General features: G+C 60.2%; 26 protein-coding genes and 1 pseudogene. 10 read left to right on the forward strand and 17 right to left on the reverse strand.

All coding sequences use genetic code 11. The annotated features are described in order from the left end of the window. Positions 1 to 193: 193 nt before the first annotated feature. Complete coding sequence (locus tag QCE69_RS35860; RefSeq protein ID WP_309935667.1) at positions 194 to 709, reverse strand: HNH endonuclease; 516 nt, start codon at positions 707 to 709, stop codon at positions 194 to 196. Positions 710 to 1463: 754 nt separating this feature from the next. Here QCE69_RS35860 and QCE69_RS35865 point away from each other — a divergent pair. The 5 genes and pseudogenes from QCE69_RS35865 (at position 1464) to QCE69_RS35885 (ending at position 6764) form a co-directional block, all read left to right on the forward strand. After that, entirely contained in the window at positions 1464 to 2204 is a 741-nt protein-coding gene (locus QCE69_RS35865; protein ID WP_309935668.1) for a site-specific integrase, read from the forward strand. Positions 2205 to 2329: 125 nt separating this feature from the next. Next, positions 2330 to 3829, forward strand: a complete 1500-nt coding sequence (gene istA, locus QCE69_RS35870) for an IS21 family transposase (protein ID WP_309935669.1) — start codon at positions 2330 to 2332, stop codon at positions 3827 to 3829. Beyond that, positions 3826 to 4647, forward strand: a pseudogene (gene istB, locus QCE69_RS35875) (IS21-like element helper ATPase IstB). Before istA ends, istB begins: the two are co-directional and overlap by 4 nt. Before the next feature lie 74 nt (positions 4648 to 4721). Beyond that, a complete protein-coding gene (locus QCE69_RS35880; protein WP_309935670.1) occupies positions 4722 to 4979 on the forward strand; it encodes a hypothetical protein in 258 nt (85 codons plus the stop codon). A gap of 306 nt (positions 4980 to 5285) precedes the next feature. Then, positions 5286 to 6764, forward strand: coding sequence for a UvrD-helicase domain-containing protein (locus QCE69_RS35885; protein WP_309935671.1), 1479 nt, complete (start codon positions 5286 to 5288; stop codon positions 6762 to 6764). Here QCE69_RS35885 and QCE69_RS35890 read toward each other — a convergent pair. Together QCE69_RS35890 and QCE69_RS35895 are read right to left on the reverse strand one after the other, a co-directional pair. Next, positions 6736 to 7146 (reverse strand): Fis family transcriptional regulator, encoded by a 411-nt coding sequence (locus QCE69_RS35890; RefSeq protein ID WP_309935672.1) that lies wholly within the window; start codon positions 7144 to 7146, stop codon positions 6736 to 6738. The two genes, QCE69_RS35885 and QCE69_RS35890, sit on opposite strands and share 29 nt — an antisense overlap. Before the next feature lie 133 nt (positions 7147 to 7279). Further along, entirely contained in the window at positions 7280 to 7561 is a 282-nt protein-coding gene (locus tag QCE69_RS35895) for a hypothetical protein (RefSeq protein WP_309935673.1), read from the reverse strand. A 264-nt stretch (positions 7562 to 7825) separates the two neighbouring features. Here QCE69_RS35895 and QCE69_RS35900 point away from each other — a divergent pair, with 264 nt between their 5' ends. After that, the gene (locus QCE69_RS35900; protein ID WP_309935674.1) at positions 7826 to 8785 is read left to right on the forward strand and encodes an SOS response-associated peptidase family protein; all 960 of its coding nucleotides are present in this window, start codon (positions 7826 to 7828) and stop codon (positions 8783 to 8785) included. A gap of 105 nt (positions 8786 to 8890) precedes the next feature. After that, positions 8891 to 9391: a hypothetical protein gene (locus QCE69_RS35905; RefSeq protein WP_309935675.1), complete on the forward strand. Its 501-nt coding sequence runs from the start codon at positions 8891 to 8893 to the stop codon at positions 9389 to 9391. 33 nt (positions 9392 to 9424) lie between these two features. Here the strand turns inward: QCE69_RS35905 and QCE69_RS35910 are convergent, their stop codons facing one another. From QCE69_RS35910 to QCE69_RS35945, 8 genes are all read right to left on the reverse strand, one after another. After that, complete coding sequence (locus QCE69_RS35910) at positions 9425 to 9616, reverse strand: hypothetical protein (RefSeq protein ID WP_309935676.1); 192 nt, start codon at positions 9614 to 9616, stop codon at positions 9425 to 9427. A gap of 80 nt (positions 9617 to 9696) precedes the next feature. Next, positions 9697 to 10083, reverse strand: a complete 387-nt coding sequence (locus QCE69_RS35915; RefSeq protein WP_309935677.1) for a hypothetical protein — start codon at positions 10081 to 10083, stop codon at positions 9697 to 9699. A gap of 298 nt (positions 10084 to 10381) precedes the next feature. Beyond that, the gene (locus QCE69_RS35920) at positions 10382 to 12703 is read right to left on the reverse strand and encodes an SMC family ATPase (RefSeq protein WP_309935678.1); all 2322 of its coding nucleotides are present in this window, start codon (positions 12701 to 12703) and stop codon (positions 10382 to 10384) included. Then, positions 12691 to 13239 (reverse strand): hypothetical protein, encoded by a 549-nt coding sequence (locus QCE69_RS35925; protein WP_309935679.1) that lies wholly within the window; start codon positions 13237 to 13239, stop codon positions 12691 to 12693. Before QCE69_RS35925 ends, QCE69_RS35920 begins: the two co-directional genes overlap by 13 nt. 226 nt (positions 13240 to 13465) lie before the next feature. Beyond that, entirely contained in the window at positions 13466 to 14890 is a 1425-nt protein-coding gene (locus QCE69_RS35930; protein ID WP_309935680.1) for a metallophosphatase family protein, read from the reverse strand. Between the two features lie 82 nt (positions 14891 to 14972). Then, a complete protein-coding gene (locus tag QCE69_RS35935; RefSeq protein ID WP_309935681.1) occupies positions 14973 to 15455 on the reverse strand; it encodes an NADAR family protein in 483 nt (160 codons plus the stop codon). 188 nt (positions 15456 to 15643) lie between these two features. Beyond that, positions 15644 to 16984: a hypothetical protein gene (locus tag QCE69_RS35940; protein WP_309788975.1), complete on the reverse strand. Its 1341-nt coding sequence runs from the start codon at positions 16982 to 16984 to the stop codon at positions 15644 to 15646. Further along, positions 16981 to 17247 (reverse strand): hypothetical protein, encoded by a 267-nt coding sequence (locus QCE69_RS35945; RefSeq protein WP_309935776.1) that lies wholly within the window; start codon positions 17245 to 17247, stop codon positions 16981 to 16983. The genes QCE69_RS35940 and QCE69_RS35945 overlap by 4 nt, the downstream gene beginning before the upstream one ends. Before the next feature lie 678 nt (positions 17248 to 17925). Here QCE69_RS35945 and QCE69_RS35950 point away from each other — a divergent pair. From QCE69_RS35950 to QCE69_RS35960, 3 genes are all read left to right on the forward strand, one after another. Beyond that, the gene (locus QCE69_RS35950) at positions 17926 to 18525 is read left to right on the forward strand and encodes a hypothetical protein (protein WP_062644210.1); all 600 of its coding nucleotides are present in this window, start codon (positions 17926 to 17928) and stop codon (positions 18523 to 18525) included. Between the two features lie 89 nt (positions 18526 to 18614). Further along, positions 18615 to 19436 carry a hypothetical protein gene (locus tag QCE69_RS35955; protein WP_309935682.1) on the forward strand — a complete coding sequence of 274 codons (822 nt, stop codon included), beginning with the start codon at positions 18615 to 18617 and terminating at the stop codon, positions 19434 to 19436. A 12-nt stretch (positions 19437 to 19448) separates the two neighbouring features. Further along, entirely contained in the window at positions 19449 to 19901 is a 453-nt protein-coding gene (locus QCE69_RS35960) for a polymer-forming cytoskeletal protein (RefSeq protein WP_097191154.1), read from the forward strand. A 563-nt stretch (positions 19902 to 20464) separates the two neighbouring features. Here the strand turns inward: QCE69_RS35960 and QCE69_RS35965 are convergent. The 6 genes from QCE69_RS35965 to QCE69_RS35990 all read right to left on the reverse strand — a co-directional run bounded on the left by QCE69_RS35965 (position 20465) and on the right by QCE69_RS35990 (position 25371). After that, the gene (locus QCE69_RS35965) at positions 20465 to 21067 is read right to left on the reverse strand and encodes a hypothetical protein (RefSeq protein WP_309935684.1); all 603 of its coding nucleotides are present in this window, start codon (positions 21065 to 21067) and stop codon (positions 20465 to 20467) included. A gap of 99 nt (positions 21068 to 21166) precedes the next feature. Next, positions 21167 to 22891 (reverse strand): ATP-dependent helicase, encoded by a 1725-nt coding sequence (locus tag QCE69_RS35970; protein WP_309935685.1) that lies wholly within the window; start codon positions 22889 to 22891, stop codon positions 21167 to 21169. A 9-nt stretch (positions 22892 to 22900) separates the two neighbouring features. Beyond that, positions 22901 to 23737 carry an ATPase gene (locus tag QCE69_RS35975; RefSeq protein WP_116565414.1) on the reverse strand — a complete coding sequence of 279 codons (837 nt, stop codon included), beginning with the start codon at positions 23735 to 23737 and terminating at the stop codon, positions 22901 to 22903. Between the two features lie 297 nt (positions 23738 to 24034). Then, the gene (locus QCE69_RS35980; protein ID WP_097191158.1) at positions 24035 to 24649 is read right to left on the reverse strand and encodes a DUF4400 domain-containing protein; all 615 of its coding nucleotides are present in this window, start codon (positions 24647 to 24649) and stop codon (positions 24035 to 24037) included. After that, positions 24642 to 24896: a hypothetical protein gene (locus tag QCE69_RS35985; RefSeq protein ID WP_225936572.1), complete on the reverse strand. Its 255-nt coding sequence runs from the start codon at positions 24894 to 24896 to the stop codon at positions 24642 to 24644. Before QCE69_RS35985 ends, QCE69_RS35980 begins: the two co-directional genes overlap by 8 nt. After that, the gene (locus QCE69_RS35990) at positions 24853 to 25371 is read right to left on the reverse strand and encodes a hypothetical protein (RefSeq protein WP_062644340.1); all 519 of its coding nucleotides are present in this window, start codon (positions 25369 to 25371) and stop codon (positions 24853 to 24855) included. Before QCE69_RS35990 ends, QCE69_RS35985 begins: the two co-directional genes overlap by 44 nt. Position 25372: the final 1 nt, after the last annotated feature.

Genomic DNA, 25372 nt, shown 5'->3' on the forward strand with positions numbered 1-25372 from the left:
CTGAATGGAATTGCACGACGACGGTCCAGCTTCATCACCGCAGCAATGTTTTAGCATGCCGCCGCCCCGACTCTCAATCGGAAACTTCTCTAGTTGGAATAACGTCGCATCGTCACAGTCCTCGACACACCCGGGTCACCCGGATACAGATTGAAGCTGAATCACGGGCGCCTGCCACGCGGCATCGCTGCTCTCAACGTTCTCCGAATTGCGAGTCGTTTTCTGCAAACTGGCGCAGGATTCGTGAGCGAAGCCGCACCTTTGCAACGGCGCTCAAACTCCCAGCGCGGAGATTGCAATTTGCGTGTGCGAGCGCCAAATTGTCCGGATGGTCCGGTCCGCCCGAAGCAAGGGCGACAAAATGCTCGATAGTTGCCTCCTCTTCGCTCATCTTGAGTCCGCAGTAAAAACAAGTATTGCCATCGCGTCGCAAAAGCCGACGTATGGTGGCTTGCCGTTTCTTCCGCTTCTTAGACGCTTGAAGCGTGGGCGCAGTGTTCCCATGATCCGCTGCGCTCGGCAAAGCGGAACTCGCTCGCTCCATGCGAATCGTGAACGGATCGATCTGCACGAGGCTCGCGCGGTCGCGTTCAAGCAGTTGTTGCGCCCGAATCCGAGTGCACATGGCGAGGGCATTACCTGAGGCATCGATCACAAAGACATCTCGCTGCAGAGCAGGGTCGCCAAAAGTGTGCAAGTCGTCGAGCAAGATGATATCGAGGCAAACTGACGTTACTGGAACAGTCCCAAACGTTAGCACGGCGCTTGCCCCGCAGACAATACCCCGATTGAAGCGCGAGTCGCCCGTGTCGTCGGTGTGGCGTTCATCCTCGAGCGTAGTAAGCAAGATCTCCGTGTGGACCTCGGATGCGCCGACGTTCCGAACGAGGTGACCTCACGCCGCCTGCTGCTCCAGCACGATCAATCTTCGTTAGTTTTAGGCCGAGAAGCTCTTCTGCATCTTCCTTGAGTTCCTCGGCTGCGATCGTCGAGATGCCACACACACTGGATTCGGGGTCCTCCAATGGGCTTCCTAGCGCAGGGCCGCCACCGGAAAGCCCCACCGCGGTGCCAGAGCGGCTCACAGTTCTCAGACTATCGCCGCTAAGTCCATTGCCGATTGCTGATCGCAGGTCTCCACACGCTGTAAAGCAAGGTTGGCACGGTGACGAGTTCACTCCTTGGACGAGACGTTGCAGCTGACGCCTCGGCAATGAACGCAGGGCGTACGTCCCGTTCAAGGTTCCCCTCGTCTCCTCGCCAAGCAAAGAATGCAGCGCAATCGAGCCGCTCCGATGAGCTCTCGCGCACAAAGTAGTCGTTCCAAAACGCCCGTCTTAAACGATGCTAGTAGGCGTTCCGGTCTTGATCGCCTGACTACGCGTACCTTGACAGCGAATCTGTATTTGCGAAGCGTCAGCTTCGGGTATCCTGACGAGATTGCCAATTCAGTATATCGATTTATGACCCTGGCACTCTGGACGATTGATCCTGAAGCCGCGTATGCGCAGTGGCAGCGCACCGAAGCCGCCGGCGCTGATCGCCGAGCTTTCGCCGAACGATCCATCGTTCAACACTGTGCGATGTTTGCGCGCTTTAATCGATTCCTTGTCGCCCATGCGCAGACGCTGACGACGTTCGGATCAGATCACATCGATGGATTTTTTGAAGAACTCGCGAGAGATTGCTCGCCGGGCACAACGACACGGCTGAGATACCTGAAGCTCATCGACCGGCTCGTTCGGTATCTTGTCGCCATGGAACTGCGCTCGGCTAACCCTGTGGCTCAGATGCTCGCCGCAGAGTCGTGGCCCGAGGACGAACCCACGCCAATCTACCTTTCGCTTGCGGATGATGGCCGGTTGCAATCGGCTTGCCGCCCGCAGCCGGGAATGGACTTTAAAGCGCTTCGTAACACAGCCATTGTTGCGATCTTGCTGGGCGCCGGCATCACGGCCGCCGAATGCCGTTACCTCCGCCTTTCCGACCTCGATATTCATGGCATCCGGCCGGACGTGTCAGTGCAAAAGCGCGGTCCGCGGATCGCTCGCCGAGTTCCGCTCGAAGTTTTCTCGCTCGACATACTGCGGGAGTACCACGACGCGCGAGCGAAGCTGGCCTGTCAAAGTGAGTGGCTGCTTCTGGCGACCGCCGCCGGTAAGCCGATGAATAGAGAACGACAATTATCTTGGCCGGTCCTTTGACAGTTACCTTGGCCGGTGGTGAGGAGTCGAAGGCGGCGTAGCCGCCGGAGACGACGAACTACCGGCGGCGCCGGAGTAGCGGGGTTTTACGATGGCTGATCGCATCGAACAAGAAGCGAACAGTCATGCCTGGAACCTACGTAACGGACCAGCAGGTCCGACTCTATATGAGCAAGCGCAAACATCACACTCAGGAAGTCGCCGCGGCAATGGCGGGCATGAGCGTTCGCACGGCCCGGCGCATCGAGCATGACGGCCGGCTGCCGTCGCAGAAGTCATCGCGCGCGTGGCGTACACGTCACGATCCGTTCGCGGAGGTCTGGGAGAGCGAGGTCGTGCCATTGCTGCGCCACGCGCCCCGGCTCAAGGCCATCACGTTGCTGTGCAAGCTGCAGGAGGCGCATCCGGGCCTCTTCCCTGACAGCATGCGGCGTACGCTCGAGCGGCGCGTCAGCCAATGGCGCGCACTCGAGGGCCCTGGCAAGGAGATCTTCTTCCCGCAGCAGCACTTGCCCGGCGTGCAGGGGCTCTCGGACTTTACCGACATGCGGGATTTGCGCGTGACGGTCGCCGGCGCGCCCCTCGATCACCGGCTCTATCACTTCGTGCTCGCGTTCTCGCACTGGGAATACGCCTATGTCGTCGAGGGTGGCGAGAGCTTCGAGGCCCTCTCCACCGGATTACAGAACGCGCTGTGGCAGGCCGGCGGCTGCCCGCATGAGCATCGCACCGACAGCCTATCGGCGGCGTTCAAGAATTTGCAGACTGAAGAGGACTTCACGGCTCGCTATGACGCACTGCTGGTGCATTACGGCATGGCCGGCACGCGCAATAACGTCGGCGTGGCCCATGAGAACGGTAGTGTGGAATCCTCGCACCGCCATCTGAAGGAGGCGATCGACCAGGCGCTGATGCTGCGTGGCCATCGCGACTTCGACGATCGTGCTGCCTACGAGGCGTTTGTTCGCGACGTCGTCATGCGCCGTAACCGTCGTAACGCAGCGGCGTTTAACGCTGAGCGCGAACATTTGCAGGATTTACCCGCACATCGCACGACCGACTTCATCGAAGAGGAAGCACGCGTGACACGCTGTGGCACCTTCACCGTGCGGGGCATTCTCTACAGCGCGCCGTCGCGCCTGATTGGTCACCGTCTGAAGGTGCGCGTCTATGCCGATCACCTCGACTGCTATCTGTCCGGCGCGCTCGTGCACAGCACAGCACGGGGCTCGCATGCGGCCAATAGCCGCCGTCGCAAGCTCGACCACCGGCACTTCATTGAGGCGCTCAAGCGCAAGCCCCAGGCGTTCAAGGGGCTGGCGTTTCGCGACGACTTGTTTCCGCGCGAGGCGTACCGCCGGACGTGGGAGCGGCTTGAGGCTCGGCTCACGCAGCGCGAAGCCTGCAAGACCATGGTCGGCTTACTGGAACTGGCCGCGAATCACGGAGTCGAGGCCGTTCTTGCTGAGCGGCTCGAGGCGTTGCTCGCCGCGGGCGAGCTGCCCGATCTCGAGCAACTACAGAATGACTTTGCACCGCGGCAGGCGCAATGCCCAGACGTGGCTGTGGACATGCCGACGGCCGCTCTCTACGACACGCTGCTTGGCGAGGAGGCATCGGTATGAACGCGCCCGCAATTTACGATGCCGCCCGTATGGGGCTGATGCTCACCGAGTTGCGCTTGCCGACGATCGCGCGGTTATGGTCCGAGTTCACACAGCGCTCCGACAAGGAAGGCTGGCCATCGACGCGCCTGCTCGGCGCGCTGCTCGAGCACGAACTGGCCTAGCGCGCGAAACGGCGCATCGAGCGGCATCGCGTCGAATCGCATTTGGACCCAAGCAAGACGCTCGAGGCCTTCGACTTCGGCTTGGTACCAATGGTGTCCAAGGCACATGTAATGGCGCTCGCGAGCGGCGACTCGTGGCTCGAGAAAGGCGCCACGATCCTGCTGTTCGGGCCACCGGGTGCCGGGAAGAGCCATTTAGGCTCCGGCATTGGTCATGCGCTGATCGACGCCGGGTACCGGGTGCTGTTCACACGCACCGGCGAAATCGTGCAGAAGCTGCAGGCGGCACGCCAAAGCCTGCAGTTGCCATCGATGCTCGCCAAGCTCGATCACTTCGATCTGATCATCCTGGATGACCTGTCGTACGTCAGAAAGGACCAGGCCGAAACGAGCGTGCTGTTCGAATTGATTGCGGAAAGATACGAGCGTCGAAGCCTTCTCATCACGGCCAACGCCGCGTTCTCCGGCTGGAATGATGTCTTCCCCGATCCCTCAATGACGGTCGCCGCCATCGACCGACTGGTCCATCACTCGACGATCTTCGAGCTGAACGTGGAAAGCTACCGGCGTCGCAGCGCCGACGACAACAAGCGCGCGCGGCGGCGTCAATTACCCCACCCCGAATCGGAAGGAGCGACAACTATGCCGAGTTGAGCAGCGACAACTAACCCCGTCGACCGGCCAAGATAGTTGTCGCCCGGGCGGCCATCGTAATTGACAATCTACAGATGAAGGACGACACGCTCGGAAAATGCGTGCGACTGGCCTTGCAGACGCTGGAAATCACGGCCGCAGATATGAGCCCACGACTTTTAAGAAATACCTACGCGCGCCGCCATCTCCATGCGGGCCGCACTGACGAAGAGGTCGCCAACCTGCTGGGCCTGTCCAGTCATCGCACCAGCGTTCGACTGCGGCAGACACTTGACCCATCCTTTGCATCGCCTGAGTGTGAATATGAATCTATGAATAGCGAGATCGGGTGACTTCAGTCGGGCTCGCAACGAGATTAACCACTGGGGTGCAGAACATCGATGCTCGGTCAGTTCGGCCGAGATGGGGCGGCAACAACCTTTGGGCAGCAGGGCCGATGCTCGAGACAAGCCACGAGATGGGCGAGAACGCCAGTATGTCGACGAGCGTGACAGTATGGTCGCTCTGTGAGTCCTCTTCCGTACGAGATTGTTTGCGCTCGTGTTCGCGAACGGTTCGCGGGCGCGGCCCTCGCCTCGGAAAGCGCCCGTTTGCTGAACTTCCGGCACACTGTCGCTTTTTCTCGGAAGCGCTCTATCGTGGCCACCACCTTCAAACCTACGGCCGAGCAGGAAGCCGTCGTGACCGCCGCCAGTAGCGGCGACGATCTGAAGGTCAAGGCGTATGCCGGCGCCGGCAAAACGTCCACGCTTCGACTGGTTGCGCATCAACTCGGCTCTCGGCGCGGGAGCTACCTTGCTTTCAACAAAGAGATCGCTGAGTCTGCGCGTCGAGGTTTTCCGGCAAATGTAGCTGCACGCACGGTGCACTCACTTGCTTACGCCGGCGCCCCGTCTCGCCTCACCGCGCGCATCAACCTGCCGTCGGAGCCTCCTCACGAGCTTGCCAGTCGCTACGGACTTGGGGCAATCGAGGTGCCTACCATCACCGGGAAGGCCGTCGAGATTGCGCCGTTTGAGATCGGCCGGATGATCTCAGACGGTTTGGGTAGGTTTTGTCGCTCGCCCGACGAATCCCCGCAGGCTTTTCACGTCCCAGTGGATGAAAAAGTGCGCGAGGACGCTGCTGACTGGCTGCGTGCGCTTCTTGCACCCCACGTAATGCGACTTTGGAGCGAGAGCATCGATCCGCGCGGGCGCAGCGCCATACAACCGGATGTTTATTTGAAGGTGTGGGCACAGAGCAATCCCCGCATCGACGCGGACTTCATCTTGTTCGACGAGGCACAGGACAGCGATGGCGTCATGCTCTCCGTTCTGTCGCGGCAACGACACGCGCAGATCATCTACGTTGGAGACCCCTACCAGCAGATATACGAGTGGCGCGGCGCGGTTAATGCGATGGCACAGATCTTCGCGCCGGAGCGGCCGCTCACCGAATCGTTTCGCTTCGGCCCCACCTTCGCTGCACTCGCGAGCCGTATTTTGGCCCTACTAGGCGAGGCTACGCCCATACGGGGTCAGTCCGGTATCGGCTCGATCATGGTCGAGGACCCTTCTATTGCGCCCCCGGTGGACGCCGTGCTTTGCCGCAAGAACGCGACAGCGATCTGGCAGTTCGCGGCTGGTATTGAGATGGGCCACCGGCCGGCCATTCGCATGAATGCAAACGAGATCGTCGCGTTCGCCGACGGGGCTGATCAGTTGCTCGCCGGCCGCAGAGCGTTTCGTCCGACTGCGTTGTCATTGTTCGAGAACTGGAAGGAAGCCCAGTCGTTCGCACGCAGCGCCCTCGGGCAGGACCTGCGGCCGATTGTGGAAATCGTCGACGGACGTGGCACCAATTATCTGCGCGCCCTGGCTCAGCGTATAACACCCGAAGGCCAAGCCGACTACGTCATCTCGACGGTACATCGCGCGAAAGGCCTCGAATGGAAACGGGTGAGAGTCGTCAATGACTTCCGCTTCAAGATGATTGATGGCCGACTGACCATGGACGAGGACGAATTGCGCCTCCTCTACGTGGCTTTGACCCGCGCGCAACACGTACTCGATATCTCCGATCTACGGGATCAATTGCTGAGACTGTTCAGCGCCCCCTTTGCTGCACAGAATTAGCCTCGAAGGGACTCGCCGGTGATTCAACGCGCTCTTCGGATCGGGCGATGGCGGAGGTCACCATTCTGTCAAGGCGTTCGCAAGCCGCCTTCACCACCCCGAGGCGCACTTCCCTCAATTGCCGGTCGTGCTCGTTGATGACAGCGGGTAGCCTTTCAAGAAGCGTTTCGGGCATGATCCAGTCGTCGACTGCCCTTCCTCGCTCCAGTAGCGCAAGTACTTCTTTCTCGACGTCTTCAAGGAAGGGGAGTTCGAGCAAGCCATGCCCCACCTCTGTCATGAACCCAGTAAGCAACACCGCCTGTGCGACCTGCCTGACGTCCCTCGCTGTGGCGCGTTGGGCGCGCATTGCCTCGAATGCGAGCCGCGAACGCAGGGACATCGCATCCGAATCGTGCCGAGGCATCGGCAGTAACAAGACTTTTGATCTGTCGCGCGGCGCTTTGGCCGATCTACGTTTCTTCGAGATTGGCATATTGGTTTGCCGATAGAGCCATTCGCCATGTTACCAAACGCTAGCTACCGGATTTTCCTGCTGCCGTGCGCCGCAGTACGTCTGTTGGATGTGAACGCGTGCAGACCTGCCGATCGGAATTGGATTGCGACAGGAGCGCCTCCCGAAGGCGAGGCAGCCTGAAGGTCCAGTCATGTCCGTTTCGTTTGATGAGATTGACGACGCCGTCTTCCAAGCGCGCGAGCATTCGGTAGCCATCGAATTTGATTTCGTAGGACCAGTCGCCGTCCGTCGGGCGGCGTTCCACCAGCGTGACCAGCTGAGGCTCAATAACGGGTGGCATCTCGCCAGGTGCCGTTTATGGTGCGATGACGCGCGCGCGGCGTTCCAGCAGCCCATATCACTCGCGTGATTGTTACGCGTCATCCTCGTCACGCGGATGCGCAATGGGCGGATGCGGCGGCTGCGTCGTGGCGATTTCTCCGCCGCTTTTTTGTGCACAGCCGCCTTTTTGTTCCGCTTCTGCGTCAAGGGCGACTTTCCCAACCCTGAAATGTAGATTTTGGTATGTAATAAGTCGATTGACGCTCAGCCTATGGAGCAATGTATGTGTTATTCGGCTCAAATTGAAGCAGACTATCGCAAGTATGTGAAGATGTTCGGCGCTCACATGGACGTCCGCGAATTCGCTCGCCTTTACTGGGAGCGAACCGAAGGCAGCAAAGCGAAAATCCCAAAGGCGATGGATGACGCGTTCCGTGCTCCGCGGACGGACGAGGAACGTCAGATAAAAGAGTTCATCGACCAATACAACGCTGTGCAGGCGACCAAGCTCGAACAGGACCTCTTCAAGAAACGGACGCGGCTTGCCGATGCCGAACGCACTCTGCAAACAAAAATAACGAAGGCCGCGACCGAAAGCAAGCGAATTGCGACCGACAAGATTGAGGCTTCGCTGCGTCGCCTCGACGACCTCAATCGGACGATCCCCGAACCGCGTGACTCGCGCATCTTCCCAGGCCACTATGCCCCGGTCCTCGTCGTCGAGAATGGGAAATACGTCGTTAAGCCGATGCGCTACCAATGTCGCATTGCTGGCAAGCCAGCAAACTACGACATCAAATTTCCGGGCACCTACAATGCGCGGCGCGATAATCTCGAAGGCTTCTGGAAGCCGTTGTTCGGTCACACACACGGCGTATTGCTTGTCGATGTGTTTTACGAAAACGTCAGCAAGGCGAAGTGGGAGGGAACGTTACTCGAGTCACACGACAAAGACGAAAACGTCGTGCTGGAATTTCGTCCGAGTAACGGCCAGTTGATGTTGGTCGCCTGCCTGTGGTCTCGTTGGAGCGCGCCGGACTTGCCGGACTTGCTGTCGTTTGCGGCTATCACTGACGAACCTCCAGTTGAGGTCGCAGCAGCCGGTCACGATCGGTGCATCGTGCCAATCAGACCGGAGAACGTAGAGGCGTGGTTGCATGCGGACGCATTGAATCGAGATGCGCTGCACACGATTCTTGATGAGAAGGACAGGCCGTACTACGAACACCAGCTCGCAGCGTAGCGTCGCCCCCCTCCGAAGTGTTTTTATGCGACGAAAACGGCTGTTGGTAATATAGCGACGGTGACCAAGCAACGGATAATCCAAGCATCGAGAAGCAGGCATTGAATGGACATTTTCTATTATTCGCAAAAACTTGAACAAGACTTGAAGAACGGTCAAGTCGGCTACTTTGGCTCGAACAGCACAAAGATTTTGGAACTTGCAGAGCGGTTACCTAAGCGCATCTGGGTATTCAAAACGCCGAAGGGGATGAAAGGGTCAGTCCAATTGCTCGGCTCGCTGCTCGTCAGTGAAGAACCCCGCGTAGCGGTCCAGACAAGCTACCCCCATATCATCTACTACGATCCGTTTTCGCCTGAGTCTGTGATGTTCACGGACTCAGGCACCATGCACCGCGTTCAAGAGGTGTCAGCGTACTTCCAATATCGCTTTCACTCCGCGTTCAGTGCCAATTTTCAAGGCGACGCTGGGCTACAAGCAATCGAATCGAATGTGGTCCGTGGACTGGAGTCTCTCGTTGCCGATTGGGGGAAATGCCAGATGCTGGAGCGCGTCAGGGACCGAAAGAGCGTCCAACCTATCAATCCGTTCGCTCAGAACTTTTGATGAAGCGGATGACGTCGGACAAAATGGTACCAGTCATCGCGGCCCTCCTTTCGGCAGCTGAACTCTGCCGCCAATGACGACGAACGCATTGGTATCGACATTCCGGATCCACGGTCGTACTTCGTTGTCACGAGTCGGGGAACCGGCGATGTAGTTCACCGCCGCTTCGAGATCCGTGAAACGCCCAGGCACTGCACCGAGCTTTGCTGCTTCAAAATTAGACATTCATGCTCCACAAACAGATGCGCGGAGCGGCCCCGGCGGACCGCATACCCGCAGGAGTTAAGAGAATTATCTGACGGGAATCACTCGACTTCGCTCACATGCTTCCACCACCGTTCGCCCGAAGGCAGTCCTCTGATGAAAGCAAAGTCCTCCGCTTCTTCGCGCGTAAGCTCGATCACACCGCCCTTCAAGATCGCCGTCTGCAGATAGACGACGTTCGCCAGCACGAGCGCTCCATGCTGTTCGGCGATGGCCGTTAGCGTTTCGACGGAATCGAGCAACTCCCCGTGGAACTGCTTCGCGTCAGCGGCGAGGCGCAGTGACGCATCCGCATCGCCGATTGCGCCCAACACCGCATCGCACTGCGCTTGCGTGTCTTCAGGACCGTACTGCTCGGGCTTGATCCAGCTTCGAATCACCATGTCGTTGAGTACGTCGTCGACAAAGTCGGTGCAGGAATAGGCCATTGAAGGCTCCAGTCAAGAAAGTTATTGAAGACGAGCCGCTGTCAGATGCGACGCAAGCGGCCGGTATCGAAAGCAGACGCGCGACGCAGGTACGGCCGGCGCGGCGGCTGCGATTGCGCAGTAGCCGGTGCAGCGTGTTGCGCTGGCGGCAGGTGAGGCACCGCGTTCGAGTGACACTACCGGCTGCCGCAGCAGCAGCATCAAAAGGTTTGCCATATGAGATAGCGCCGGAGGGCGCGAGAAAGGAGGCAAACGGGAAGCGCCCCTTGGGGGGCAACTCCCCACAAGGGTTAATAAATCAGGCGGTAAGCGCCTGTACGTCGATGACCGCGTCGGCTTCCGCGACAAGTTCCGGCGTCTGTGAGATGAAAAACTCTCGCTGATACCCGCCTTGGCGCAACACCTCGCGCTTCATTCGCATGAACTGCACTTTGCGCTCGGGATCGAGCGGGCCGTCTGACTCGTCGCTGAACAAGGTCTGATAAGGCTGACCGGTGTTCTGCGCGAGATAGAGGGCGATGCCACGCGTAAGACACTCGTTGATCCAGACCTTCTGACCACCGGACATGACGGAGACCGACTTGCTGCTGTCGAACTCGGCGTCGTGAACGAGGATCTCGAAGCCTTCACGCAGTTCACCGCTCGCGAGCGTGCGCTGCGTGCGGATCTCAACCGTGAAGCGCATGCCGTAACACGCAAGCAGTAGCTCGTTGACGGTGTGCGTCAGCGCCGGACCCGCGTCATCGATAGTCAGCGCGATCACGCCGTCGTTGCCGAGACCCTTAGCGAGCAGCTTCCACCGCGCGATCTCGTCGGAGAGGCGATCGGCACGCGACTGCGTGGCCGAAAACTTCTCCAACGCCAACGCCAGCGCTTCCGCTTCGGCCTGCATGACACTCTGCGAGCGGATCGATTGCTCGATCCGGCCATCAAGTGCCGCGACGGTCTCCCGGTTCGCTGCGATGTCACGGTCCAGCTTCGCAATCGCGGCGGTCACATCGACGGCGGCCAGTCGCCCGACCTCCTCGGTAATGCGGACAAGCTCCGCTTCCGTACGCGTCTTCTCAGACCGGTACTTCGCGGTTCGTGCCGTACTTTCCTCAGTGATCGAGCGCAGTTCGGCTTGCGCCGCCTCCAGTCCCGATACGGCGGCATCCAGCAATGGCTTAGTCGCAGCAAGCTCTGCCGCCGCCTGCAAGGCACGGCGAAGTTGCGCGGCCGCATCCGTGATGGCGAGCATCTCGACACGCTTCGCTGCCAACTCGGCCGGCACGAGAGCCAAGGCATCGGCTTGCGCTTTCTTCTCGCGATACTCCGCGCGAAGATTGGCGACCGACACCCGCTGCACCTCCGCTTGTGCTTTCGCCTGCAATGCTTGAGTGAGGAGCGGACATTGCGCGTGCATCGAATGACCGACGCACGGCACCTGATCCACCACCGCTGCCTGCTTGCTCAACGTGTCGAAGTGGGCGGCTTTCGTCGTGCCCTGGCTCATCAAACCGGTAAGCGTCGCATCGAGTGTGGTCAACGTCGCGCGTTTGACCTCCAAATCGGCAATGTCGCGCTGCAGAGGAGCAAACCTCGCTTCCTCACGCGCAATCGCCAACTCGGCCTCCTCGCGCTTCGCTGCCGCACCCAGGATCGCTTCAGGGCGAGCCAGCGTTGCTTGGTGCGTGGCCACCGTCCGACTGAGCACGGCGACGCGTTGCTGGCAGCGAACCGCTGCTGCTTGCTCGTCGTCGGCCGCGCTTTTCACGGCACGGCCCAACTCGTCGCGGCGCACGCCCAGCTCTCGCAGGCGCGCCTCGGTCGTGGCCGATTCACTCTGCTTCGCCGCAAGCGTTGCCCGCTCCTGAGTCAGCTTGCTCGCTTGCTCAAGCGCGACATCGCGTTGCTCCCGCGCGGCACGCAAGGTGTTGCCCTGCGCGACGATCGACTGCTCAGCGTCCGCTTTGCGTTGCCGCTTTCCGGCGAGCGCACCAAGCTCTGACTGGATGCCTTCGAGCGACTTGCCGAGCACCTTCGCGACGTCACCGGCTTTCGCCGACAATGCCTTCAGGTGGTCGATGCCAAGGAGTTCGGCCAGCAGCGTCTTGATTTCGCCCGCACCGTAGGACGCGAGCGGCCGCCGGTTCTGAGCCGAGAACACGCTCGTGAAGAACGTTTCCAACGAACCGTTGATCGCCTCGACACAGCGGTTATACGACTCCGCCTTGCCGTCCGACACCGTTCCGTCAGGCAGCGACACCGGACGCCACGTACCGTCGACGCCGCGATAAGCAAGGTAATACTCCGCCTTGCCTGTCTTGCCGGGCTTGCGGAACGCGAAGGACGAGCGATAGCGGATGCCGTCGTGCTCCCACTCGAGTTCCTTCAGCGCACTGGTGCCACAGATGTGATCCCAGTACGAAAAGGCGTCCACCGACAGCTTCGAGGCACGCGACGGCATGATCGGATACGGATGTAAGTTGTCCATGATCGTGGTCTTGCCCGCCCCATTAGGGCCGGTCAAGGCGATTAGGCCATCCGGCAACGCTTCCAGATCGAGCGTCACGCTCTCGCGCTTCATGCCATCGCGCACGCCAACGAAGCCTTCCAGTGTCAGTTTCAGAGGCCGCATGACAGATCCTCCGACACGCTCATCGACGCGGACATCGCGGCCATCTTCGAGTAGAACGCGTCGTCGTCCTCGTTGGGAAACGGCTCGTTCATGACGATCGACGGCACGGCGCGCACCGCTGCTTTGGGCGCTTGAAGCGTTCCGTCCAGTGCGGCCGCCACGTTGTCACAGACTCTGCCGAACTCGCGACGCGCGTTCGTCAGAAGCTCGGACCAACTGCTATGCCCGGTGAGGCTACGGATCTCGGCAGCAGACCACTGGCTTGCATAGCCTTCCTGATACGACCATAGAAGGTGCTGCATTTCAACGGTCGGCGTCACTGCAACCTCGCACGCGCCAGGAGTTGTGGCGAGCAGCAACAGCGTCTGACCGAACTGCGCCAGCACTGCGCCGCGGTACTGGCCGAACGGCTGGTGCTGAATGGCAGCGGTAAACCCAGCCAAATCGACTAACGACTTTTGAAGATCACGCGATGAGCAGTCGCCCAACGCAAAAGTGCGGACCCAGTTCGGGCCAGCGGGATAAAGACCAAACATGATGCACTCCGTTACGGTGAGCGGAGTGCGGCCCGGTAGGGATCGCGCCCCGCCAGGATGAAGAAAAAAATGAACTGCCAGAGAAAGGTCCTGCCACTACGAATCGATGCGTCAAAGACGCGGTGAAACCTCTGTTTCGATAGCGACGATGACAGTCGGCTATCGGAACACGGCTTGCGTGTTCAGGCAAAGGAGCCGTACTGGCCTCCCCCGCATGCGCGGCTATCTACGCCGCGAACAAATCATCGTTAAGCCATGAAAGCTGACTTGCTGAGGCCGACTCGACGATTTCAACCGTCGCATCAGGCATTGGCAATGCCGCTTCCCCAGCGTCGCCATGCGCTTCTTGAAGAGTCGTCAGCGCAGGCGCCGCAATGCTTGACAACGCAGGCAGCGAATCATCTGCGCACGGTTGCGCCAGGTCTGCTTCGGTTAGTCGAGCCAAAACGCCAGCGGCGATCGCTTCTGCGTCCCCGGTTTCAAGCAACTGCAGCCGCTCCAGCAACGGCGCCGGATCGACGTCCGTGTGCTCGCACCAGCGCTCGAGCTTCCGATCAATCGACGTTTCGAGGCTGATGCCTTGGGCGCGTGAGCGGACAACGGGAAGAATGCGGCCTTCGACCTTCAGCTCTGCCGCATTGGCGAACAACGCCGCGATCGCGTCACGGTCCACTGACTGTTTGTGCTCTTCGTCGACCTGCCAACGAACTCGCACGAACTTGTCGGTCGCATCGAGCGCGATTGCCGTCAGGCGTTGCATGTCGGGCGGTCCGTCAAAGTCGATGCAGATCGTCTGCCGCGAAGGCGTAACGACCAGATCAGCTTGGGCCCTTCCAACATCAACATTCCACATCAGAAAGCCCTTGTCGCCTTCCTCACCGTAGTGGAATCGCCCGATGGAACCGGGATAGGCCACGACGCGGCCCGCTCGCTCCCACTGCTGCGCCTTGTGGATGTGTCCAAGCATGAAAGCATCGCATTCAGCCTCGAACAGACTGCCAAGCGAAAACTCGTGGTCGAACCCCGCCATCGTCACGCCGTGCTCGGTCGTACAGCCGTTGACCGTGCCGTGGGAGACCCCGACAGTACGGATGCCTGCGGCGCGAAGCTGCTGGTTGACGCGCCCGGCAGCAGCCAGATAGTCACCCAGCACGGCTTCAAGACCCGTCCCGGCTTCCTTGGCACCGACAGCGGCCGCCAATTGACCCTTGTTGACGGTGGGCAAGCAGGTGAACACGACATCGGCGCCGATCGCGAGCACCTCGCGTAGCTCCTCGTCGGAGTACACCGGGCCGCTTGAGGCGTAAAACCGCCCCTCCTGAAGGCTCACCTGCTGGACCCGTTCGGCCACATAGATCTGATGCGTCGTTGCCATCAGTTCAAAATTGCGCAGCGTGCCCGGCGGCTCATGTGAAAACGTACCCTGCAGCATCAAGACCGGCATACTGCCGCTCAGCCCATTGATGCGCCGTGCAAGGCGGTTTAATGAAGGCGCATGTGCGTCGAGACGATGGTCCGTCGCGTCACCCGAGATCACCGCGACATCGGCGTGCGAGAGAACGGCGTGGTCGATGGCAAAGCCAAAACACCGGTCAGACTCTTCGACGTTGCCTGGCGCGTAATGCAAGTCAGAAAAATGAGCGATTTTCAAAGTCGCCTCCTAAAAATGAAAAAGGCCACCCGAAGGTAGCCAGTGAGTGTCGATGCGCCGGTATCGCGCGCTCGATAAAAGGTTAGATACTAAGCGTGTCGCGGACTTTCATCAGTGCTTGGCCCAGGAGGTTTTGGCCACGCCACTTCGATTTGTCCGTGATGTCAGGATGGTGCGCGCCGAGCCCCACGCCCCATATCACATCGTAGGGACTGGCTTCGACAAGCTCCGTCGGTGCCGTCGCGAGCAACAGCGTGCGTAGGCCGGGATGCTGCGCGAACTTCTCGCGGCATCCGACGTAGACGATCGACTCGCGCTTTACTTTCCACGTGTCGAGGTCGAAGCCCCTGACCTTGCGGCCGAGTGCTTTTTGTTCCTTCGGCAGATGGGTGGCTAGCACAGCTTCAGCAATGTCCTCGTCGCCGAACAGCTTGGCTTTGGAGAACATCATGAACTGTTCTACCGAGCGGAAATTGACGTCGTGATAGGAAAAGCGGCAAGGGTGCCAGTTGCTAAAAGCATCCTCCGTGCCGAAGAACAGCGTGAAGTTGCCGACTCTACGCATCGGAAGCTCCTTCGCGTGAACAAGTAGATGGGCCGCCGAAGCGGACGGGATTCGATGCGCAGGTACAGCGCGGTCGAAAACATTTGAGCAAGCGGTTCTTGCTGAAATGCTCTCATGCGCGAGCGAGGAAGAAGGTGCCAGTCTCGAAAGAAAGGACGCCAGCCCCCCGAAAGGGGGACTGGCCAAGGTTAGACGTAAGCAGCTTGCGCAATCGCGTCCTGAATCTCGACGTCAAGCGCAGCGGGATCGTCGAGCGCGGTTTTAAGGCGCGCGTTCATCGCATCGACATCAGCGATCCGTTCGATCCAGCCGCGACCGTACGTCTGGTGCGCGTATTTGCGAAAGCCGTTCTGTCGCTCCGGCTGACTCAGGCCCAGACGATGCAGCAGGTCCGACATGCGGTGACGCTTGTCCTCCAGCGTCTCGTTGGGATCGGGCAAGTCGTCGTCACTGCTGCCATCGCGGTTATCTTCGTTGTGAACGACCGATGATGAGCCATCGCCTGCCCGTTCGTCCTCCGACTGCCGCTGCTCGGGCTGATGAAGCGGATCGCCGATTGACTGTACCGTCCCGTCCGACTCCAGCAGCGCGACTGCGCGGCTGGCAGCATCGAGCGCCGGTTGAGCTTCGTCCGCGCCATCCAGCAGCGCGCCCAGGTCAATGTCGGCATCCAGCACCGTCAACATCTGCTTCTGACGCACGGCTTGGCCGCTGTCGTCGATGCGCGTGATGTCGAACTCCTTTTTCGAGAGCCAGAAGCGAGTGCCGGTGAGCCGGCCGCGTGCCAACGCCACCGTCTGCATCGCCGAATACGCCTTCTGCAGCACGTAGATCGAGTTGGTCGGCAGCTCGATCAGACCGAGTCCCTTCACGTCCGGAACAGCGAACACGAAGTTCGCCGTCAGGTTGCACTTGCGGTCCTGGTACTGCGGACACACGTGAGGATCGCAGACGCCATCGGGAATGTCGTCGTCTTGCCGGTGAACGACCAGTCGTCCACCGAAGGAGCGCCGCGCCCGCTGTGCGCGTGCATTGCGTTCAACCGGCGCGTACGTCTTGCAGTAGCGCTTGCCGTCGCGATCGTACTCCGAGAAGTACTGTCGCCCGGTTGTCGTGTACGCGGCCATCTGATTTGGCACATTGCGCAGCCAGTCGTCGAACGCGAACATGATCGGGAAACGGTAGAGCCGCAACCCTTGCCCGCGATCCTCGCCATACAGCCGCAGGATTTCGTCGGCTGTGTCCGGATTGGAGAAGTCGGACCGTCTACAGACGAAGTAATCGACGTTTCTGGGAATCAGCGCGTTCCGGAGCTTCAGCGACGTTTCGAGCAGCTTGCCGATGGCTTCGAACGACTCGCCCGCAGCCACCATGTCGTTGTAGAGCTTGACCGCTTTTTCGTTGGACTGGTGCGCCCGCGTGAGCACTTTGATACCGGGTCGAATTTTGCCGATCGTGGGCGGGCGAACAGCTCGTTCTTCAACGAGGCTACGCGGCGCGTGATCGAACATCTGAACAACAGCGTTCATGACGGTTTCCTTGCGAGAAAGAAGATGCCGTTGGTCCGCAGTGATTCGGCCTGAGATTGCATCTCTCGGGCTGCCGCACTGCCGCGACGTTCGCTGACATGGGAAATGAAGACAGAGCGCTCGGCGTCGCTGAACATCGCGACTCGGGCTACTTCGCACCGCTCACGCCAAACGGGGGACGTGGTGTCCGCTTGCCCCCGCTCGGTATTGATTTGATGCGTAATGGCCTCGGCGATACGTTGATTGAGGCGGTCGGGCAACAACATGGAACAGCACCTCCGTTGAGAAAGGTCCGGCCGCAGAAACGACGGACGAAAAAAAAGCCCGCTCCGGTGAGGGAGCGAGCTTCGTGAAATCGATATAGAGACCTACGCGCCACGTCCCTTCCGGGGACGTGGCGTGCAGGGAGCGGCCGGCATACGCCGGTGTCGCTCGGTCAGAGAACGTAAAGTCGTTCTCGCGCAGCATGGTCACGCCGCGCAACAGCCCTTTTCGGAATTACTTCCGCCGCAGGAATCACGGATCAGCCAACTTCGATCGTTCTACCCAGATCAGGCGCTGGAGAGAGAACACCCGAAAACCCGGGTTCGAACGATGTACCGGCGCATATGAATGCAGCACAGGGTACGAGTATTACGGCTGAAATTGGGGAGTGTGTAGCGAGCACACTCAGCACAAGGAAGATTTCCACACCGGTAGCTATCCGGTCGGCGCATGCCAAACGCACGAGGCGGGCACGACTTGCAGAAAAAAGATGGACTCCGGGCTTGGAGTCGAGGTCGATGCGTCGGTGACGCGGGGAATGGAGTTGAGTATCCGGGTTATCGACGCTCGCGTGCGGTGAAAAGCTCACGAAATTCATATAGCTTTCGCCCGCTTGAACACTTGCCTGATCAACGAAAATTCTATGTGAGAGAGAACACAGACATACCGAGAACATCATGGCTGTTACTGACCTAGAAGCGCCCGACGAAGACCCCAAACTGGCTGCAGCGCTCGGCAACGAGAGCGCAGCGCAAAGCGGTCTTCGTCCGTTGAACCGGCTCACCAACGACAGCCGCCTCGCACGTATCAATGGCGACACGCTGGCGAAGACGGAACTGCCCTACTACTCGTTGTACGCACGCGAATTCCTGCGCGCCGACTTTAACTTCGCGGCCGCAAAGATGACCGTTGCGCGCGGGGGCAAGCTCATCGCGATCGAGTCGGAGTTTCGTACGGCCGAGGCTTTTATGAAGAAGGCGCTCGCGTGGGCAAGCAAGTTTCCAGGTCGACGCGCACCGACGCCGCCGGAGATGGTCACGCTTGAAATCAAGCACGCCATGTCCGGTCGCCTCGTGCGGCTCCTCTCGATGTATGACCAGCTTTTCCTGAAGACGATGGAAGCGCTGATGCTGCGAACCATGACGGCTCAAGTGCGCCAATCCGCGCTCGAGGCTGCTGAGGCACGCATCAATCAAATCCCTTTCTTGTGCATGCCGGACAACAACCGCTTTGCGCCAGAAGGTGTGCTGCTTCCGGACTCGGATCGAACTCACTGACATTGGAAACGAACTTCTCTGCGCTCCCGGTCTTGACCCGCGGCGGCGCTGGAAATGCTCGACCTAACACAACGACGGGAGGACCCCGCATGGACTTACGCGAAATTCAACGACTGCATGCGCAGTTCGCACCGGACTCGATGACCATTGACCTGCCGCGGCAGCTCGCTGCGCTCCCGGCGCCGGCCAATTTGACGGTAGACGCCAGGACACCCACGCTCAAAGTGCGGCTCCCGAAGGTGGTGCCTGTTGCTCGCCGTAGCCTCGTCGCAGTCGCTATCGCCGCTATGGTGGCTATGGCGGGTATGGGAGCCGCGTCGTTGTACAAGTCGGTGGGCGCGCCCTCCTCGCACAACCTGAAGAAGACGGTTGCCCAACCGCAACCCGATCAGAGCCAACGGGCTGCAACGGAAGGACAGCCAGTCGCCGCAGCGACGCGCCCGATCGATGCAGAACCGCCTCATCCGGTAGCGCTCGCTCCGACGCTGACCGGGAAGGACGTCGCTCCTGCTTCCTCGATCGGCCTGACGGCTGATCAGTTCAAGAATTCGCTGGGCACGACGGGCGGCCCCTCACCGAGCGTGGCCGCCACCAAGCCGCCCCCTGCAGTCTCCAACGATGAGCAACGAGCGGCTGCCTCACCTATTCATCAAGCGCATCGCGAGACAGAGGCGGCTACCCAGGCTTCCAACAAGTCCGCGACCTCAGTGACGCCTGCGCAACCTCCGGCACAGCCTGCCGCAGACGAACATGCGTCGCAACAGAACGTGGCACCAACCCGCACGCACAGCTACCGCCACCGCTCGCATTCGCGCGATGAGCAGGTAAGCGATGGCGATACCGGGTCGGGAACGAGCAAGAAGTCGGCACCTGCGAACCGCGCCGGCTCTAACGAAGTGCAGATGTTCTGAGGAAACGACACCATGAAAACCGAACTCAATATCACGCTTATTGCGCGCGGCTGCGCGATCACCGGCGACATGGTCGTGGATCACGGCATTTCGTTCTTCGGCCTGCTCGACGGCGGCATCATCTCGACGCAGGGTCTGCTGCACGTCGGCGAAGGCGGACTCGTAAAGGGCTCCGCGCAGGGCGAGCACGTTCGCATTGACGGGCGCGTCGACGGAGATGTGCACGCTCGGGGCTCGCTGGAAATCAACGGCCAAGTCTCGGGCGACATCTTTTACTCCGGCACGATCCGCCTTGGTCCGCGTGCGTCTTTGAATGGCACGCTGAAGCGCGTTGCCAGAATGCTGACGATCGAGGCCGATTCGACGCCGGACGAAGGGCCTATCGGCGGTCCGCGCCTGGACGACGTGAAAGGCCAGGAACGCGCGGAATCAAATGTGACAGAGCTCTCCCGCGCAAAGGCCTGAGCTTCCCTATAAGCCCGATGATTTGCCGATAACGGGTCAAAGTCTCTTAAGGACCCATTGCGCCGTCGGTGGTGGCGACCACCGATTCACAGGTTTGGGCGGATGCGCAGCGCAAAGCCCTCGACGCCCAACTAGACGAGCTTTTCGGTACTTCGGCTGACGATCTCGAAGCCGCGCCCGCGCCTCGTTCCAAGATCTCCTGACGCTCTTTGATGCAAGTATGACAACCCTCGTTCACCTCTTCGGTATCTCCCCCAACGTTCTCGAACTTGTTGGGAAGTCCCTCGTTTTCGCGCTCTTGCTGGCCCTCGCGAGCGGCATGCAGTTCGCAAACATGGGCTTCGTTCGCTTTAAAACATCCACTAGCGGCGACGAGAAGACGCCGGCACGCGACGCACCGACCCTACATCCGGCGCCCGGGAAAGGAGACGCAAGTGCGTGAGTATGCGCTGTTGGATGAGGACACGACCACCGGATGGGACGCGACAGCCGACCATGAAGCCGATTGACCCTATCTTCGACTTTCTCACTGTGACGTGGGACGCGGCCGCAAGCGCTGACCATCAGTACGGCACCGGCGAACTAGCAAGCCCAGTCACTAGACACTCTCGCCGGTACGGAATTCCAAAGATGCGTCCAAAGTACATCGCGAGTTCGCTGGGCAGATGGCCTTGATAATCTGCGTCTGCGACGTCGCCAGCTATCTGCTTCAGCATATCTGCTGCCCGTATGCCCAGCCGCATCCGCAACTGCTGCGACCACACCATCACGCCGTCAAAATCTCCGCTAACCACGAACAACAGCAAGACGGGAGGCGGGGCATGTCGCCTGTTGGGCAGCGCATGGAGCTCCGCCCAACACCCGCGCGTAACTAGATAAGCGGTGCGTTCGGCCATGTTCAGCAGTTCAAGAGCGAAATCTTCGCACTGGGGACTTCCAGCCACGCGTCCCGTCAGTCGGAATTGGACAGTAACCTGGTCAACCGCATCGTTGGGAACGCTGATGGCGACGTCTTCGCCGCAATCATTGAATTTGGACAGCGTCTCCGCCACGTCACGCGTGTCAAGAGCGTCGTAATTGACGTGTGGAGGCGGGATCTCACCCCGCTCGACAGCCGAGAAATCGGGCACTAACCATAGACCAAGGACGTGGCGAAATGTCGACATGACCGGTTCCTCGAGCGTGGCGGGAGTGGTAGTCGATGGTATACGTGAAATTTTGGAGTGCCGCCAGGCCTTTAGGGGCGTGAAACGGGCGCGCACAGATCAGGCGGCTGCAGCTACCGCCGTCAGTTGCGCTTCCACGACGAATCGTGATTCGAAGTTCTTCGACGTGCCGGAGATCATGAGCGACTCTCTCGCACGCGTCATTGCGACGTAAAACAAACGCCGCTCTTCTGGTTCGGTGGACTTCGGGTCCGGCACGATTGTCTCCTCGCTGCGCGCAATCCACACGTGGTCCCATTCCAGCCCTTTCGAGCTGTGCATGGTCGTCAAGATAAGCGCGCCCGGCGTCGGCTCATTGTTGTCCTGGCGCAGGAACAGCAGCCGCTCGGCGAAACTTCCGGAAAGGCGTGACAGGACGTCGTTCGTCGCCTGAATCGCCCGGATCGCTGAATCCTTCTTCGCGTATTTCAGCATCCACTCGGCGACGCCGGAGAGCGTTAGCGAATAAAACTTGCGATCGCACAGACTTTGCCATTCGGCGAGCCGCTTCATGAACTCGCGATAGTTGGTCGCCACGTCCTCTGGCAGCCCGAGGACAACCAACTCCGCCCGTCCTTTTTGGGTCAGTTCTGCCCCCATATCGGCATGGAGTGCGCGTAACTGCTGAGCGGTCAGCCCTAGGTGCGCGAGTACAGCATCAAGGCCCGTGTCCTTGATTCGCTCGACGATTTCGAGCAGGTTGCACATTAGGGCACCCTCCGGGCGGCTCAGCACCGACGCGCCCGATGCACGGTAATATTTGACGCCATGCGAGCGGCAGACAGACTCGAGCGGGTCGAGGATGCGATTGGTACGCGCAAGGATCGCGCAAGACTGCCCTTGCGCGAGGAGCGGCCCGAGCACCTCGACCGCCGCAGTTGCTTCCTCATATTCGTCTGGATGGCGGGAGGTTTGCACGTTACCGCCCGAGCCCTTCTCCGCACGCAGCACCTTCGCGATCCGGTCGACGTTGTTGCGGATCACCCGGTCCGCTGCGCCCAGAATCTCTGCCCGGCACCGGTAGTTGCTGCCTAGGACAACAGGCTTCGCGGCGAACGACTGGATAAACGACTCCATGCCTCGGTAGCCCAGCGCCTCGCGGAAGGCGTAAATGCTTTGGTCATCGTCGCCGACGACCGTCACGATCGAGCCTGCCTGGGCGTGCAGTTCAATCCAGCGGTACTGCAACGGGTCAGTGTCCTGAAACTCGTCAACGAGCAGATAGGTGAACGCGTATGGGGCGATGGTGCCTTGCTCCATCCCCTCTACAGCGAGGCGCAGCATGTCCTGGAAATCGATCTTGCCGTTCCGTGCAAGCGCGTCCTGATAGGCGTGATACAGCTCGCCGTCGGCAGTGTCCGGGTCGCACCGCCCGAAATTGGTTTTGATCTTCTCGATCGTTGGAATGACGTCTTCTGCCTTTCCGTCGCGGCCGAGTTCCTGCATCACGCGAATGAGGAGGCCGAGCCGGTCGCCATCGGAGGCGATATCGAGCGCGCGCGCGCCGGGACGCTTAAGTTGCTTGAAGGCCAGCGAATGGAAGGTGCCTGCGATCAGGCGCTTCTTCACCGACTCGCCGGCAGCGGCCAGGATGCGCTCGCGCAATTCGAGCGCGGCATCCTTCGAGAAGGTGACGGCGCCGACCGTCGCCGAGCTGTCTTGTAGCAGCAGGGCTGCTTTCGTGGCGATCGTTTTCGTCTTGCCCGCGCCCGGACAGGCGATCGCCACGCAATGCTGGCGCAACTGGGCGACTTCCCGTTGCTGGGGATTGAGTTCGTCCAGCATCGCGTTTCCTTAGTTGCCGCGGACCGTCGTCATCAGCTTCAGGTGCGTCATGTACCCGCGAATGCCAAGCGGGTTGAAGCGTTTGAGAAAGTTGACAGCCTCGTCGTCGACATCGGACTGATCGCGAATGCCGTTCCAGACCATGAAGTCGAAGTGATCCATCGCCCGGTCGAACTTCATGATCGCGCTAAGTACGCGCATCGAAAAGCGCGAGTAAGCCTCGACCTCGATATCCATCGCAGGCATCGGGATCGTCGGCTCGAACACAAACTCTTTGTTGGCACGAAGCTCCGCTTCCTTCTGCTGACGGAACCCTTCGGCCACACGCAGTTGCTCGTCGACGTAGCTCTCGATGCCCGCAAGCAGCTTTTCGAGCGCGCTGTTGACCACTTCCTTGTCGTTCTCGCCGAAAGTCGAGCGGCCGAAACGCTGCATGTTGATGCTCATGCGGTTGATGTACGGCCACCATTGTTCGAACAGCGGCTTCAGCCGGGTGTGGTTCAGACGCACGCGGGCGGTCACGACTGCTGCGCCGGAAAGCTGGCGGTCCAGCAACTGACGGCCGATCTCACGGCGGCGCTTGATGATGGCGATACGCTCAGCAGCCGGCAGGTCGCGGAAGAGCTTCCGCGTCTTGGCGACTTCTGCCCGCTTCATGTCGGCGTCGTCGGTGGAGATCACACCTTCCTTTTGGAGGCGGTCTGCATCGGCCTCCATTTGCGTCAACTCCCTCTCGAGTTCGCCGTCGTCCGCGCCGTCCGTCGTGAGCGGCGCCTCGACCGTACCTTGTTCAAGCGCGCTCAGCGCGACCTTTTCTTCACTGCCGGGTTCGACAACCGTGCTCATTCGCCATTTCTCCTATCTGGACCGCATCGGGCCCGTTTCATCGTGGGGGATAAGGCAAGCGAAGCGCGTTGCCCATATTCAATATTGTTGCGGCGGGGGCAGCGTGTGGTGGCTTGAAACGGTGACTATTTGAAGCGCCTTTCACCGATTGGCAGGCGCGCGCGCAGGCAGGCAGTTTGGGACGGTGGCAATGCGGACGGACGAGAAAAAACAAAAGCAACGCTATCCGGATAGCGTTGCTTTTGAAGAATGAAGCTGTTTTTCGTGAGCTTTCGAGGTGTCGTGCGATTTATTTCCCTATCTCGACGACTGGAACGACTCGGCCGCCTTCCACAGGAGACCTCCGAGGAGCGCCGCAACGGCGACCCAGTAGCCGACCAAGACCGGCAACGGAACCACTAGCACCGCGAATAGCGTGCCGGTCACCAGCAGCAGCCCGTGCCCTGCCAGATGGAAAGACAGGGGACTCACAAAACCCGCAGCCGACGCTTTGATCTTGCGGCGTGCCGCACCGTCGATGAACATGCCGAGGGCAAAAAGCAGCGTTCCGATGATCCACATCTTCATCACCATTGCGCGGAACAGCATCCGGTACACGAGCAGCCAGAAATTCTCAGTCCAGGTATGGGCGAACGATGAGAACCCGCCGTCGTCCAAGCCGCCTACCTTTCCGGAGGCATTTAGCGTGCGGTGCAGCAGTCCGCTATCGACAAACGCATGGCGGAACTCGTCGTTGGCGCTGCGCATGGCGCGGTCGACCCGGTCCTGCCCTACTGACTCAACGAGAGAACGTGTCTCCGCTTCCGGCACCTCGAATAGCTTTCGCTCCGGGATCGCTGGCATGACCGCGATAGCTAGCACCGGCACGAGCAGAAACCACACCTTGATGTGCGAACCGAACCGACTAGCCATGCAGCACCTTGACCAGCATGAGGGCGGGCACCGCCACGAGCGCCATCAGTCCGCCCCAAAAGAGCGCCGGCCGGAATTCGGCGATCGTCGCCAACGCGTAGCACCGGGCGCCCGCGCCGTAAGTGAATTCCTCGGGCACGGCCGCGCTCACATCGCCGTCGAATGCAGCAGCCGTGTCGCGTGCGCGCTGGGCCGTGCGCGGCTCAACTCCCGACAGCTTCGCTATGATCGTAACGGTGAGCGACATCGTATTCCTCGAAGTAACGGCGGAAAGCTTCCCCTTGAAGCACGCGTGCGGCGAGCTGGAACGCCGCGGTTCGCTCGGTGATCTCTTCCGGGCAACGCTCATCGACCATTTCGAACTGGTACTCAAAATGGCGCGCTTCGAACGCCGGAATCGCCTCGACCATCGGACACCACACGGACACCTTGTCGCCAGACCGCGCGACAAGCCGGCGGGCGTACAGAGCTTTCGATGGCTCGAACAGTCCCTGCATGAACGCGATATGCTGGTCGCCCGTGCGCTTGGCGCGCCGGAAACCATCCAGCGCCGACTCGATCATCTCGGCGACCAACGGCCCTTTGTCTCCGACAAAGCGCTCCCCGATGAAGTCGGCCACACGCGAGCAGGCGAGCTCCAATTCCGGTGCGACATTAAAGACCGCAACCAGTCTGTGCGAGAGCTTGTGATCGCGAATGACGTTTTTATATGCAGCGGACATA

The sequence above is a fragment of the Caballeronia sp. LZ032 genome, from assembly GCF_031451315.1.
In the GTDB taxonomy this organism is placed as follows: Bacteria; Pseudomonadota; Gammaproteobacteria; order Burkholderiales; family Burkholderiaceae; genus Caballeronia.